Below are 12998 nucleotides of genomic sequence, written 5' to 3'. Positions count from 1 at the left end.
GATGTATTACGTATAATCAGTATTATGTAACAAATTAGTGCATGTCGGCCCCCTGAAATCCTCGTGGATCCCGCCACCGACACGCACCAGAGGCACGCCCGCCCGCCGAGACGTGCCCCGGACGACGCCCAATGCAGGATCAAAGCGCCGCAGACGGGTCCGGAATAAGGAAAATGCGATGCTCCTTTCTGGACAACGGCGCGCATCGCGAGATAACTGGTGGCCATTCTTTTTGGAGGTCATTCGCATGCCAGGGTTCCTGATCCTCAACGGTCCGAACCTCAACCTTCTCGGGACGCGCCAGCCGGAGGTCTACGGTCGCACCACGCTGGCCGACGTCGAAGGCATGTGCCGCGCCCATGGCGAGAAGATCGGCGTCGGCGTGGAGTTCGAACAGAGCAACCACGAAGGCGCGCTGATCGACGCGATCCACGGGACGCGCGGCCGGCTCGACGGCCTGATCCTCAACGCCGGCGCCTACACCCACACCTCGCTGGCCCTGATGGACGCCATCAGCTCGGCCGAGATCCCGGCGATCGAGTTGCACCTCTCGAATGTTCACGCGCGCGAGGAGTTCCGGCACAAGAGCTACATCGCTCGGGTCGCGGTCGGCGTGATCTGCGGCTTCGGCGCGCGCGGCTACACGCTGGCGATGGACGCGATGCTGAGCCATCTGGAGACACGGAAATGACGCTCGCGGATGGCATCCGGGCGCATCTCACAGAGATGACCAATGCCGGAACCGTCGAGGAACTTTGGCAAATGCATCTCGAGCGGATGGCCGGCTACGGCTTCGACCGTCTGCTCTACGGCTTCACCCGCTACCGCACGACCACGTCGCTCGGCGATCCGAACGACTTCGTGCTGCTGACCAACCACAGCACCGACTACACCGACGTGTTCATCGGCCAGGGTCTCTACCACCATGCCCCCATGGTGAATTGGGCACTCGAGCACGAAGGCGCCTGTTCGTGGCGCGTTCTGGCGGAAATGCTTGCACAAGGGAACGTCGGCAACGCCGAGCGCCGCGTCATAGACTTCAATTTAGGCAAGAATGTCCGCGCGGGCTATTCTGTAAGCTTCAAGTCGGTTTCGAGTCGCGCGAAAGGCGCGATTGCGTTGACGGCAAAAGCCGGAACCGAACAGGCCGACGTCGACGCGATGTGGGACGAACATGGAGATGACATCATCCTCATGAACAATGTCCTGCACCTCAAGATCCTCACCCTGCCCTACGTTCCGCCCAACCAGTCCTTGACCAAACGTCAGCGCGAGGCGCTCGAATGGGTCGGAGATGGCAAGACGATGCAGGACATTGCGGCGATCATGGGCCTGACGCAGGCCACGATCGAAAAGCATCTGAGGCTCGCCCGAGAAGCGCTGAACGTCGAGACCACGGCCCAGGCCGTGGCCAAGGCAGCCTTTCAGAACCAGATGTTCATCATCGATCTCTGATTGTGCGACTCATATTCACACACACGAAACTGAACTTTCTCGTCGAGTCGGCGGATCGTAACCTCAGGTTGCGCGTTTGGCAAAATGTTCCCGCATTAAATTCAGTTTTTTCGTTTCTTAGATTTAGAAAAGCCAAATCTATTGTCGTTTAGTGCGCTAATTTGACGAAATTCTGCGTTGGCACGAACTAGCCACTTTCATCATCGCTCCAAAATTGCGACTGTGAGAACGTTCCGTGAGTGGTGGCTTTGGCCATGGAGCATGGGAAACGCACCCTCCGCCATTTCGGGGGCCCTGCGTGTCTCTCCGGTGAAAACCGACGTCGGGCCTGGTTCGTGAAATTTTTGCATGAGTCGGTCCGACACCTATTCCGGTCCTCACGTCATCCCCAACTTATGTGGGGGTCCGGAACCTAAAAAGGAGCCGCCCGTTTGGGCGGCTCCTTGCATTTCGGGGACCCCGCATCTCAGCGGGGCCCCTATGGTGTTGGACCTCAGCCCTGAGCGGCCTTGGCCACTTCGGCTGCGAAGTCTTCGGTCTTCTTCTCGATGCCTTCGCCGACCTGCATGCGCACGAAGCCCACGATGCTCGCGCCGGCCTCTTTCGCGGCCTGCTCGACGGTCACGTCGGGGTTGATGACGAACTGCTGACCCAGCAGGGTCACTTCGCCGAGGAACTTCTTCATGCGGCCTTCGATCATCTTCTCGATGACGGCTTCCGGCTTGCCGGACTCGCGCGCGATGTCGATCTGCACCTGACGCTCTTTCTCGACCACGGCCTGGTCGAGATCCGCAGCCGAGAGCGACGCCGGGTTGGCAGCAGCGATGTGCATCGCGACCTGCTTGCCAAACGCCTCGTCACCGCCGTTCAGGGCCACGAGCACACCGATCTGGCCCATGCCGGGGGCAGCGGCGTTGTGGACGTAGGTTGCCACGAGCTCGCCCTCGACCTTCGCCATGCGGCGCAGGGTCATGTTCTCGCCGATCTTGGCGATCTTGTCGGTGATCTGCTCGGAGACCTTCTTGCCTTCGATCTCGGCATCGGCCAGTTCTTCGACGGTCGTAACGCCGATGGCGGCGGTGGCGATGTCGCCGACCATGGCCTGGAACTCGGCGTTCTTGGCGACGAAGTCGGTCTCTGCGTTCACCTCGACGGCGACGCCGGTGCCACCGCTGACCTGAACGGCGACGAGGCCTTCAGCGGCGGTGCGGTCTGACTTCTTGGCGGCTTTGGCAAGACCTTTGGTACGCAGCCAGTCAACAGCGGCTTCCATGTCGCCGTCGGTTTCGGTCAGCGCCTTCTTGGCATCCATCATGCCTGCGCCAGTCATCTCGCGCAGTTCTTTAACCTGTGCAGCAGTGATCGCCATGTGCTTGGCTCCCTCTCGAATGGTCTTGTGCGGCAGGCCCTGCCCCGGGCCTTGCCGCTCATGTCATGCTTGCGTGACGCTTTCGCGACAGCGCGCGGATCAGCCCTGCTGGGCGCCCGCCAGCAGCTCTTCTGCCGGCGCGTCTTCCAGGGCGCCGAGGTCGACGCCAGCAGCTTCCATCTGGCCGGTCATGCCGTCCAGGGCCGCGCGGCTGACGAGGTCGCAGTAGAGCGAGATGGCGCGTGCGGCGTCATCGTTGCCGGGGATGATGTAGTCCACACCGTCGGGCGAGCAGTTGGTGTCGACGATGGCGACGACCGGGATGCCCAGCTTCTTGGCTTCCGCGATGGCGAGCTGCTCTTTCTTCACGTCGATGACGAAGAGCATGTCGGGCAGGCCGCCCATTTCGCGGATACCGCCGAGCGAAGCCTGAAGCTTCTGCTGGTCACGCTCCATGCCGAGGCGCTCTTTCTTGGTGAGGCCTTCCGCGCCGGTGTCCATCTGCTCGTCGATCGACTTGAGGCGTGCGATCGACTGCGACACGGTCTGCCAGTTGGTGAGCGTGCCGCCCAGCCAGCGGTGGTTCATGTAGTACTGGGCGCATTTCTCGGCGGCTTCGGCGATCGGAGCAGCTGCCTGGCGCTTGGTGCCGACGAAGAGCACGCGGCCGCCCTTGGCGACGGTGTCGCGGATCGCCTTCAGAGCCGCGTCGAGCATCGGCACGGTCTGGGTCAGGTCGAGAATGTGGATGCCGTTGCGCGCACCGTAGATGAACTCGCCCATGCGGGGGTTCCAGCGCTGCGTCTGGTGGCCGAAGTGAACGCCGGCTTCAAGCAGCTGACGCATGGTGAACTCGGGAAGAGCCATGTCCTATATCCTTTCCGGTTTCATATCCTCGGCGGGGGTTTGACCCATTTGGGGCAACCGGTGGACGCTTTGGGGATGTCTCCCCCAAAGGCCCGACCCCGCCTGCGGGGTTCATGTGGCGCGCCTATACGGGGAAAGCGGTGTGAGCGCAACCCCCATGCGCGCGTCGCTGGACAGGTGGCAGGCTCTGGGCGCATTCTGACACGAATTTGCATGGAGATGGAAGTGACGAACCTGACTGACATACGCGGCGTGGGTCCCGCGCTCGCGTCCAAGATGCGCGAAATGGGGATCCAGAGTGCCGCCGATCTCGCCCGGGCCGATGCCGAGCGCCTGACCGCCCTGCCCCGCGTCCAGCTCATCCGCGCCCGGATGCTGATCGCCGCCGCCGAGGAGATGCTCGACGCGGCCGCCGCCGGGCTTGGAAGCGCGCCAACGCCCGAGGTGACGGCCAAGTCAGAAGCCGTGGCCATGGAAGAGCCGCAGGCCGTTGGCGAGCCGGAGCCCGAGGCGGTTGCCCCGCCCGAAGAGGTCAAGGTCGCGTCGGCAAAGACAGCCAAGAGGACCAAGCCCTCCAAGAAAGCGAAGAAATCCGCCAAGGCCGAGAAGACGGCGGCGGGCGATGCCAAGGACAAGACGTCCGCCAAGTCCAAGAAATCCAAGAAGACGGGAGCCAAGGACAAGGGCGCCAAGGCCAAAGCCAGGGACGGCAAGCCGAAAAGCAAGGACGCAAAGGCCGCGAAAGCCGCGGCAAAGACATCCGGCAAGTCCAAGAAGAAAAAGAAAAAATCGAAGAAGTGACAGCCCGCGCAGCGCGACAGCCTTCACTTCCCGAGGTCACCCAGTGACCTCGCGAGGTGCAAAGCGTCAGGAGTACGCCCCTTGCGGCGGGCACCTTGGAAGGCCTGAACCAGATCTGCTGCCGCGGGACACGGCACGTGATCAATCTTCGGGCTTGGCACGGGCATCAGTTCCTGGGGCTCGGCAATGACTTTGACTGCCGGGGCGGGCATGTAGCCGACCATCCCGCCGCCCGGCGTGCAATCCGCCAGTGCGGGAGATGCCCTGGAGCGTCCGCCGGGCCGCACAGGCCCGGACAGTTGGATCACCCCAGCGCGTAGCCGGCGCCGCGGACGGTGCGGAGCGGGTCGCCGCCGCCGTGCACCCCGAGCGCCTTGCGCAGCCGCCCGATGTGGACGTCGACGGTGCGTGTGTCCACGTAGATGTCGCGGCCCCAGACGCGGTCGAGCAGCTGCTCGCGCGACCAGACCCGGCCGGGCTTTTCCATGAAGGTCGAGAGCAGCCGGAACTCTGTCGGACCGAGCTTCAGCTCCTGCCCGTCGCGGGTGACCCGGTGGGTCTCGGCGTCGAGCACGATGTCCTCGTACTCGAGCCGCAGCCCGGCGGCGGCGGGACGGGCCCTGCGCAGCTGCGCGCGCACCCGCGCCATCAGCTCGCGCAGGCTGTAGGGCTTCACCACGTAATCGTCGGCGCCGGTCTCGAGGCCGCGTATCCGGTCCACTTCCTCGGACCGGGCCGAAAGCATGATGACGGGCACGCCGCGGGTCTCGGGGCGGGTCTTGATCTGGCGACAGACCTCGATGCCCGAGAGGTTGGGCAGCATCCAGTCGAGCACGATGACGTCGGGCGACTCCTCGTCCATCATCATCAGTGCCTCTTCGCCGTTGCCGGCGGCTGCGACGCGGAAACCCTCGGCTTCGAGATTGTAGCGCAGCACTTCGCGCTGCGCCGCCTCGTCCTCGACGACCAGAACGGTGGGCTGATCGGCCGGCATCGGCTTACTCCTTTTCGAGGTTCGCGCTCAGGGCGGGATCGGACGAGGTCCGGTCCCCCTTCACGCGCGCCTCGTCGGGCATCTCGCCCGTAAGCAGGAACACCACCTGTTCGGCGATCGAGGTCACGTGGTCGCCCATGCGCTCGATGTTCTTGGCGATGAAATGCAGGTGCATGCACGAGGTGATGTTGCGCGGATCCTCGAGCATGAAGGTCAGGAACTCGCGGAACAGCGTGTTGTACATCTGGTCCACGTCGGCGTCGCGCTCGATCACGTCGCGGGCCAGCGCCTCGTCGCGCTTGATGTAGGCGTCGAGCGCGTCCTTCAGCATCATCTCGACGTCGCGGGCCATGCGGCGCAGCGCCGAGGTCGAGCCGTTGATCGGCGCCATCTGGGCCAGCACGCCGGTGCGCTTGGCGAGGTTCTTGCTGAGGTCGCCGATGCGCTCGAGGTTGCCCGACATGCGCATCACCGCAAGCACGACGCGCAGGTCCGAGGCGATCGGCTGGCGCAGCGCGATGAGGCGCGCGACCTCCTCGTTCAGGGCCTCGTCCATCGCATCGATGGCGCTGTCGCCGAGGCGCACGCGCTCGGCCAGCTCCTCGTCGCGGGCCTCGAGCGCCTTGGCGGCGTCGTGGATCGCGACCTCGACGAGACCGCCCATCTTGAGGATCTGGGCCTGGACGCCCTCGAGATCCCTGTCAAACGCCGAGGCGATGTGTTGCTTCAGTTCGCTCATGACGATTATCCGATCCGGCCAGTGATGTAGGATTCCGTGCGCGGGTCCACGGGGTTGGTGAAGATCTGGCTGGTCTCGCCGTACTCGACGAGGTTGCCGAGGTGGAAGAAGGCCGTCTTCTGGCTCACGCGTGCGGCCTGCTGCATCGAGTGCGTCACGATCACCACGCTGTAGTTCTCGCGCAGTTCGTCGATCAGTTCCTCGACCTGGGCGGTGGCGATGGGGTCGAGCGCCGAGCAGGGCTCGTCCATCAGCAGCACCTCGGGCTCGGTGGCCACGGCGCGGGCGATGCACAGACGCTGCTGCTGACCACCCGAGAGGCCGGTGCCCGGCGAGTCCAGGCGGTCCTTCACCTCGTTCCAGATGGCGCCGCGGCGCAGGGCCCTCTCGACGATCTCATCGAGCTCGGCCTTGTTGCGGGCGAGACCGTGGATGCGCGGGCCGTAGGCCACGTTGTCGTAGATCGACTTGGGGAACGGGTTCGGCTTCTGGAACACCATGCCCACCTTGGCGCGCAGCTGCACCGGGTCGACGCGCTTGTCGTAGATGTCCTCGCCGTCGAGCGCGATGAGCCCCTCGACGCGGCAGCTGTCGATGGTGTCGTTCATCCGGTTGAGGCAGCGCAGGAAGGTCGACTTTCCGCAGCCCGACGGGCCGATGAACGCGGTCACGGTCTTGTCGAGGATGTCGACCGAGACGTCCTTGATGGCGTGGGTCTCGCCGTAATAGACCTGAACGTCCTTCGCCGAGATCTTGTTTTCGTTGACGTCCACGGCGGCCTTCCTCATCGGTGCGTCGTACATCGGTACATTCCCTTTAGCGTTTGTCGCGTCCATCGTCACCATCTCCGCTCGAACTTGCGGCGCAGGACAATGGCGATCACGTTCATGATGAGCAGGAACACCAGCAGGATGATGATCCCGCCCCAGGCGCGCTCGTAATAGGCGGGGTCGGCCCGCTTGGCCCATTCGTAGATCTGGGCCGGCATCGCCGAGTTCGGCGACATGAAGCCCGAGACCAGGCCGTCGGGATAGTTGGTCGCGATGTAGCCGACCATGCCGATCAGCAGCAGCGGCGCGGTTTCGCCGAGCGCCTGCGCGAGGCCGATGATGGTCCCGGTCAGGATCCCCGGCATGGCGAGCGGCAGCACGTGGTGGAACACCGCCTGCATCTTCGAGGCGCCCACGCCCAGTGCCGCGTCACGGATCGACGGCGGCACCGCCTTGAGCGAGGCACGGGTCGAGATGATGATCGTCGGCAGGGTCATCAGCGTCAGCACGAGGCCGCCGACGATGGGCGCCGACTGCGGCAGGTGCGCGAACTGGATGAAGGCCGCGAGGCCGAGGATGCCGAAGACGATCGACGGCACCGCCGCGAGGTTCGAGATGTTCACCTCAATGAAGTCGGTGAACTTGTTCTGCGACGCGAATTCCTCGAGGTAGATCGACGCGGCGACGCCGATGGGCAGCGCCAGGAACAGCACCACCAGCATCATGAAGAACGAGCCCAACATCGAGACGCCCAGACCGGCCTGCTCGGCGCGGCTCTCCGAGGCATCCGAGCCGAAGATGAACTCGGCGTTGAAGCTCTTGTGCAGGGCGCCGCTCTCGCGGAGCGCGTCGGTCAGGTCGAGGTGGCCCGCATCGATGTTGCGGTCCTCGGCGATGCTCTCGCGGGTCACGCGGCCCTTGAGGTAGCCGTCGACGCGGCTCGAGGCGAGAATCTCGAACTCCACCGTGTCGCCGATGCGGTCGGGGTGGGCGAGCGTCCAGTCACGCACCTTGGCCGCAGCCGAGGCCGAGATCAGCGCCTTCATGTCGCCCGCGTCCTCGTAGTCGGTCTCGATGCCGGCGTCGCGCACCAGCTGGTAGAGACCGGTCTGGATCAGCGGCGTGTAGCCGAAGGTCGAGACCTTGGCGAGGTCGGCCGGGTCGCGGTTGCCGTTCTTGTCGAGCGTCGCCGGGTCCAGGTAGACGGGCACCTGGATGAAGGTCTGCTGGAAGGCACCGATGCCGTTGCTGATGATCGCGCTCAGCAGCACGACCAGGAAGAACAGACCTGCGCCGATGGCGGCGAGCCCGTAGATGCGGAAGCGTTTCTCGGAGGCGTTGCGGCGCTTGGTCCGCGCATCCGATGCGGTGAGCGAGCCGTGGCGTTTCGGGCTCTCGCCGGTAAAGGTCGCGTCGGTCATCAGTCGTACTGCTCCCGGTATTTGCGCACGATGTAGAGTGCGAAGATGTTGAGCCCCAGCGTCATGACGAATAGCGTCATGCCGAGGGCGAAGGCCACCAGCGCCTCGGGCGAGGCGAAGTCCGCGTCACCGGTCAGCTGCGACACGATCTTGGCGGTCACGGTGGTCATGGCGTCGAAGGGGTTGAGCGAGAGCCGGGCCGCGGCCCCTGCCCCCATCACAACGATCATCGTCTCGCCGATGGCGCGGCTGGCAGCGAGCAGGATGGCGCCGACGATGCCCGGAAGCGCCGCAGGCAGGATCACCTGCTTGATGGTCTCGGAATGTGTCGCACCAAGGCCGTAGGAGCCATCGCGCAGCGACTGCGGCACCGCGTTGATGATGTCGTCCGACAGCGAGCTGACGAAGGGGATGAGCATGATGCCCATGACCACGCCCGCGGTCATCACGGCGGTGCCCGCCTGCATCCAGCCCAGCCCGTCGCGGCCGAAGACCGTGAGAAGCAGCGGACCGACGGTGAGCAGCGCGAAGAGACCGTAGACGATGGTCGGGATGCCCGCGAGCACCTCGAGCAGCGGCTTGGCCCAGGCCCGCATCCGGGGACTGGCGTATTCCGACAGGTAGACCGCCGCGAAGAGCCCGATCGGCACCGCCACGATGAGCGCGATGATCGAGATGTAGAACGTGCCCCAGAGCAGCGGCCAGATGCCAAGCTCGGATCCGCCGCCGAAGGACGGCGACCATGTGAAGGAGCCGAAGAACTTCGAGACCGAGTAGAGGTCGAAGAAGCGCACGGTATTGCCGATCAGCGACAGCACGATGCCGATGGTGGTCAGGATCGCGATCGAGGCGGCGGCCAGCAGCAGGATGCGCACCCCACCCTCGACCGCGTTGCGGGCGCGGAACTCGAGAGTGGTCTCGCGAACGGCCCAGGCAAGGCCGCCGAGCGCCAGCGCCAGCACCACGACGGTCATCCACAGGTTGCCGGTGTGGTTCATCCCGCGATAGGCCTGCGCCGCCTCCAGCACCTGCGGGCTGACGTTCGAGCCAAGCGCCACGCCGGCGTTGGCCAGCAGGTCGCGCACGTCGGTGGACTCGGTCCGGATCGAGCTTGCGGAGTCGGCGGTCATCAGGCCGCGGCTGACGGCAAGGTCGAGCCCGTCGGCCACGCGGCGCACGTCCGACATCACCAGCCCGAGGGTCGAGCCCTCGGGAATGGCGGCCTCGTCGATCATGCCGGTGACCTTGCCGTCCACCACGAAGGGCTGAACGAGAAGCCAGATCACGAGCGCGAGGAAGGCCGGCACCATCACCTTCATGGCGACGTTCCAGCCGTAATAGTTCGGCAGAGAGTGCGGGCGCGCCCCGCCGGCGGTGGTCACGCGCATGCGGCCGGCGATGAAGCCAAGCACGGCCAGCACGAGCACGATCAGGATGAGCCAGACAACAGGCATGACGCCCCCCAGGTCGTTTCGGAAAATGTCCTAAAAGCAGCGTTGGGGCGGCGCGGAACGCCGCCCCTCGGCAATCGGAGAAATTCCGATTACATGTTCGAGCCCATGGTCTCTTCTTCCGACACCTGCGCCTGGGTGGCGGCCAGCTCGGGGTCGGACACGAGGCCGTAGTTGGCGAGCGGGCCGGACGGGCCTGCGATCTCGTCGGAGACGAAGAATTCAGCGAATTCCTTCAGGCCGGGGATCACGCCGATGTGGGCCTTCTTGATGTAGAAGAACAGCGGACGCGACACCGGGTACTCGCCTTCGGCGATCGTCTCGGTGGTCGGCTGGACGCCCGACATGGTCGCCACTTTCAGCTTGTCGGTGTTGTTCTCGTAGAACGCGAGGCCGAAGACGCCGACGCCGTTGGCGTTCGAGTCGATGCGGGCCAGGGTCTCGGTGTAGTCGCCGTCGATGTCGACCGACTTGCCGTCGGTGCGGACCGCCATGCAGGCGCCCTCGGCGTCGTCTTCCGACATCCCGCCGTCGATCATGGCCTGCATCGCGCCGGTGTCTTCACAGCCCTGCAGCAGGACCTTCTCTTCAAAGACTTCGCGGGTGCCGTGCTTGGTGCCCGGGATGAAGGCGGCGATTTCGACGTCCGGAAGCTCGGAGTTGAACTCGGCCCAGGTGTTGTAGGGGTTCGGCTTCATTTCGCCGTCGACGAGCACCTGCTCGGCGAGCGCGTTATAAAGGTCGGCCGGCTCGAACGCGGTGAACTCGGGGCCGGTCTTCTGCGACGCGAAGACGATGCCGTCATAGCCGATGCGGACCTGGATGATGTCGGTCACGCCGGCGTCGGCACAGGCTGCGATTTCCTTTTCGCGGATGGCGCGCGATGCGTTCGCGATGTCGATGGTGTTCTCACCGACACCTTCGCAGAAGCGCTTCAGGCCAGCCGACGAACCGCCGGATTCGACCACCGGGGTCGGGAAGTCGAAGTTCTCGCCGAAGGCCTCGGCGACGATCGACGCATAGGGCAGAACGGTCGACGAGCCGGCGATCTGGACGTTGTCGCGGGCAGCTGCGGCGGAGGCCGAGACGGCGGCAATGGCCAGTGCCGATGCGGCGAGTTTCACGGATTGCATAGGAATGCTCCTGTCACTGGTTTCTGGCTCCTTCCCCTTCCGGAGCCTCGCCGCAGCCCTAGGCCCGACGCGCAATGCTTTTGTGACACCCGCGTAACAGTTTGATGACAGCAGCCAGAGAAAGTAAGATGACACCATCTAGAGGAGAATACCTATCCATCCCACAATTCACAGGCGCGAAAACCGCGCCACACCGCGTCAGGGGGACAGCCAGCGATGAGAGGCCTCAAGCAACGGCAATTCCTGAAGGATCCACGATATCGCTCGGTCATCTGGATCGACCCGACTCAGGTTCGCCTGCAACTGGGCTCCAAGTGGCCCGTCGGGAGAGAGCGGCTCAACCGACTCGAGAGATTTGTCCCGGGCGCGCTGCTTGGCCCGCTGAGAGCCCCGATCAAGCACGCGGAACCCTTCGCGATTCCCGCCCACCACTTCAGTGCCGCGATGCTCGTGCGCGAGACCCAGCGTTACCGGCGCATCGCCGATGCGCTCGACCACGCCGACGCGCTGCAGGACAGCCTCTGGTTCCACCAGATGCGCACCCAGCTCCGCGACACCGGCGCAGCCTATTACAAGACCCGCGCGCTCCGCAGCGAGGCCGAGATCCTCGCCTTCCTGCGCGAGGACCTGCTCGGGCTGGTCGAGAGCATGCGTGAGAACGGCTTCGACGGCTCGCGGACGGGCTATGAATCCACCGCGGTGATCATGGCGGACGGGAGCCTCTGCAAGACCGGCTCGGGCAACCATCGCTTCTGCATCGCCAAGCTCATCGGCCTCGACCGCTTTCCGCTACAGGTGGTGGGCGCACACGAGGGCTGGGTGAAGACGCACCTGCCGCCCTCGCCCACGGTCGAGGACGTGCTGGCGCTGCTGCCCGCGGTCGAGGCGCACAACAGCGCCCCGGCCCCGGCTGGCGACCACGTCACACCCGCGCCGGAAGCACCACACGGAACTGCGCGCCCGCGCCGGGCCGGCTCTCGATCCGCAAACGGCCACGGTGCCGGTTGATGATGTGCTTGACGATGGCGAGGCCAAGCCCGGTCCCGCCCATCTCGCGCGAGCGGTGGTTGTCGACCCGGTAGAAGCGCTCGGTCAGGCGCGGGATGTGCAGCGGATCGAAGCCCGGACCGGTATCCGAGACGGTGATCACCACCGCGTCGCCGCGCAGCCGCGAATGATACTCGGGACCGCTCACCGAGACCTTCACCTCGGCGCCACGGCCCGAGTATTTCACCCCGTTCTCGACGAGGTTCACCACCACCTGCCGCAGCTGGTCGGGATCGCCCGGCACCTCGAGCGCGCCCTCGGGCAGTTCGAACGCCAGCTCGACTCCGGCCTCTTCGGCCAGCGGGGCCAGCCCGCTCAGCACCGAGCGCACCATCGACGGCAGATCCACCGGCTCGGTCGGGCGCACCCGCTCGTCGGCCTCGACACGGCTGAGCGACAGCAGGTCGCCCACCAGCCGCTCCATCCGGCCGGCCTCGGCCTCCATGATGCCGAGGAAGCGGTCGCGCGCCAGCGCATCCTCGCGCGCCGGGCCCTTGAGCGTCTCGATGAAGCCAAGCAGCGCGGTCAGCGGCGTGCGCAGCTCGTGGCTGACGTTGGCCACGAAGTCGCGGCGCATCTGGCCCACCTGCTCGAGATGGGTCACGTCCTGGAATGTCAGCAGCACGCCCGGCCCGTTGCCCAGCGGCACCGCGCGGCAGGAGACCTCGAAAGTGGTGTCCTGGCGGTCGTCGCTGGTCAGGTAGCGCGTGAGCCGCGGCGCACCGTCACGGAAGGTGCCCTCGATGGCGTCCAGGAGCGTCGGCTGGCGCAGCGCGGTGATGAAGTGGCGCCCCTCGATGCCCTCGCCCAGAAGCGCCTGCGCCTCGGAGTTGGCGGCAGCGATGCGCTCGTCCCATCGGATCAGCACCGAGGGCAGCGGCACGGCCGCGACGATGTCGCGGGCGTCGGCCTTCATCGGCCCGGTCTCGTGGCGACGCTGGATGACGAGCA

At 65.3% G+C, this 12998-nt stretch carries 13 protein-coding genes; 4 read left to right on the top strand and 9 right to left on the bottom strand.

Annotated features, from left to right (window positions below; genetic code table 11):
- The first annotated feature begins 247 nt into the window (after positions 1-247).
- Positions 248-691, top strand: coding sequence for a type II 3-dehydroquinate dehydratase (gene aroQ / locus BLQ77_RS17825; RefSeq protein WP_008885359.1), 444 nt, complete (start codon positions 248-250; stop codon positions 689-691).
- Positions 688-1455, top strand: a complete 768-nt coding sequence (locus BLQ77_RS17820; RefSeq protein ID WP_008883866.1) for a LuxR family transcriptional regulator — start codon at positions 688-690, stop codon at positions 1453-1455. The genes aroQ and BLQ77_RS17820 overlap by 4 nt, the downstream gene beginning before the upstream one ends.
- A gap of 493 nt (positions 1456-1948) precedes the next feature.
- Here BLQ77_RS17820 and tsf read toward each other — a convergent pair whose 3' ends face one another.
- Complete coding sequence (tsf, locus tag BLQ77_RS17815; RefSeq protein ID WP_089961646.1) at positions 1949-2824, bottom strand: translation elongation factor Ts; 876 nt, start codon at positions 2822-2824, stop codon at positions 1949-1951.
- Positions 2825-2923: 99 nt separating this feature from the next.
- Positions 2924-3691: a 30S ribosomal protein S2 gene (gene rpsB / locus BLQ77_RS17810; RefSeq protein WP_008884033.1), complete on the bottom strand. Its 768-nt coding sequence runs from the start codon at positions 3689-3691 to the stop codon at positions 2924-2926.
- Between the two features lie 75 nt (positions 3692-3766).
- On the opposite strand from rpsB, the gene BLQ77_RS17805 reads away from it, so the two are divergent.
- On the top strand, positions 3767-4492 hold the full coding sequence (locus BLQ77_RS17805; RefSeq protein WP_089961643.1) for a helix-hairpin-helix domain-containing protein: 726 nt from the start codon (positions 3767-3769) through the stop codon (positions 4490-4492).
- A gap of 304 nt (positions 4493-4796) precedes the next feature.
- Here the strand turns inward: BLQ77_RS17805 and phoB are convergent, their stop codons facing one another.
- The 6 genes from phoB to BLQ77_RS17775 form a co-directional block, all read right to left on the bottom strand.
- On the bottom strand, positions 4797-5486 hold the full coding sequence (phoB, locus tag BLQ77_RS17800) for a phosphate regulon transcriptional regulator PhoB (RefSeq protein WP_089961641.1): 690 nt from the start codon (positions 5484-5486) through the stop codon (positions 4797-4799).
- Between the two features lie 4 nt (positions 5487-5490).
- Positions 5491-6225 (bottom strand): phosphate signaling complex protein PhoU, encoded by a 735-nt coding sequence (phoU, locus tag BLQ77_RS17795; RefSeq protein WP_089961638.1) that lies wholly within the window; start codon positions 6223-6225, stop codon positions 5491-5493.
- A 5-nt stretch (positions 6226-6230) separates the two neighbouring features.
- The gene (gene pstB, locus BLQ77_RS17790; RefSeq protein WP_089961636.1) at positions 6231-7028 is read right to left on the bottom strand and encodes a phosphate ABC transporter ATP-binding protein PstB; all 798 of its coding nucleotides are present in this window, start codon (positions 7026-7028) and stop codon (positions 6231-6233) included.
- Positions 7029-7063: 35 nt separating this feature from the next.
- Entirely contained in the window at positions 7064-8416 is a 1353-nt protein-coding gene (gene pstA, locus BLQ77_RS17785; protein WP_089961634.1) for a phosphate ABC transporter permease PstA, read from the bottom strand.
- Positions 8416-9870: a phosphate ABC transporter permease subunit PstC gene (gene pstC, locus BLQ77_RS17780; protein ID WP_008885653.1), complete on the bottom strand. Its 1455-nt coding sequence runs from the start codon at positions 9868-9870 to the stop codon at positions 8416-8418. The genes pstA and pstC overlap by 1 nt, the downstream gene beginning before the upstream one ends.
- An 89-nt stretch (positions 9871-9959) precedes the next feature.
- Positions 9960-11000 (bottom strand): substrate-binding domain-containing protein, encoded by a 1041-nt coding sequence (locus BLQ77_RS17775; protein ID WP_008885405.1) that lies wholly within the window; start codon positions 10998-11000, stop codon positions 9960-9962.
- A gap of 216 nt (positions 11001-11216) precedes the next feature.
- Here BLQ77_RS17775 and BLQ77_RS17770 point away from each other — a divergent pair, with 216 nt between their 5' ends.
- A complete protein-coding gene (locus BLQ77_RS17770) occupies positions 11217-12008 on the top strand; it encodes a hypothetical protein (protein ID WP_089961632.1) in 792 nt (263 codons plus the stop codon).
- On the opposite strand, the gene BLQ77_RS17765 is transcribed toward BLQ77_RS17770, so the two are convergent.
- Positions 11923-12963: an ATP-binding protein gene (locus BLQ77_RS17765; RefSeq protein WP_008884465.1), complete on the bottom strand. Its 1041-nt coding sequence runs from the start codon at positions 12961-12963 to the stop codon at positions 11923-11925. The genes BLQ77_RS17770 and BLQ77_RS17765 overlap by 86 nt on opposite strands.
- Positions 12964-12998 lie beyond the last annotated feature (35 nt).

Origin of the sequence: Salipiger thiooxidans, from assembly GCF_900102075.1 — a bacterium.
GTDB lineage: Bacteria > Pseudomonadota > Alphaproteobacteria > Rhodobacterales > Rhodobacteraceae > Salipiger > Salipiger thiooxidans.
The sequence above is the reverse complement of the archived record's forward strand: the minus strand, read 5'-3'. Positions and strand labels throughout refer to the sequence as shown.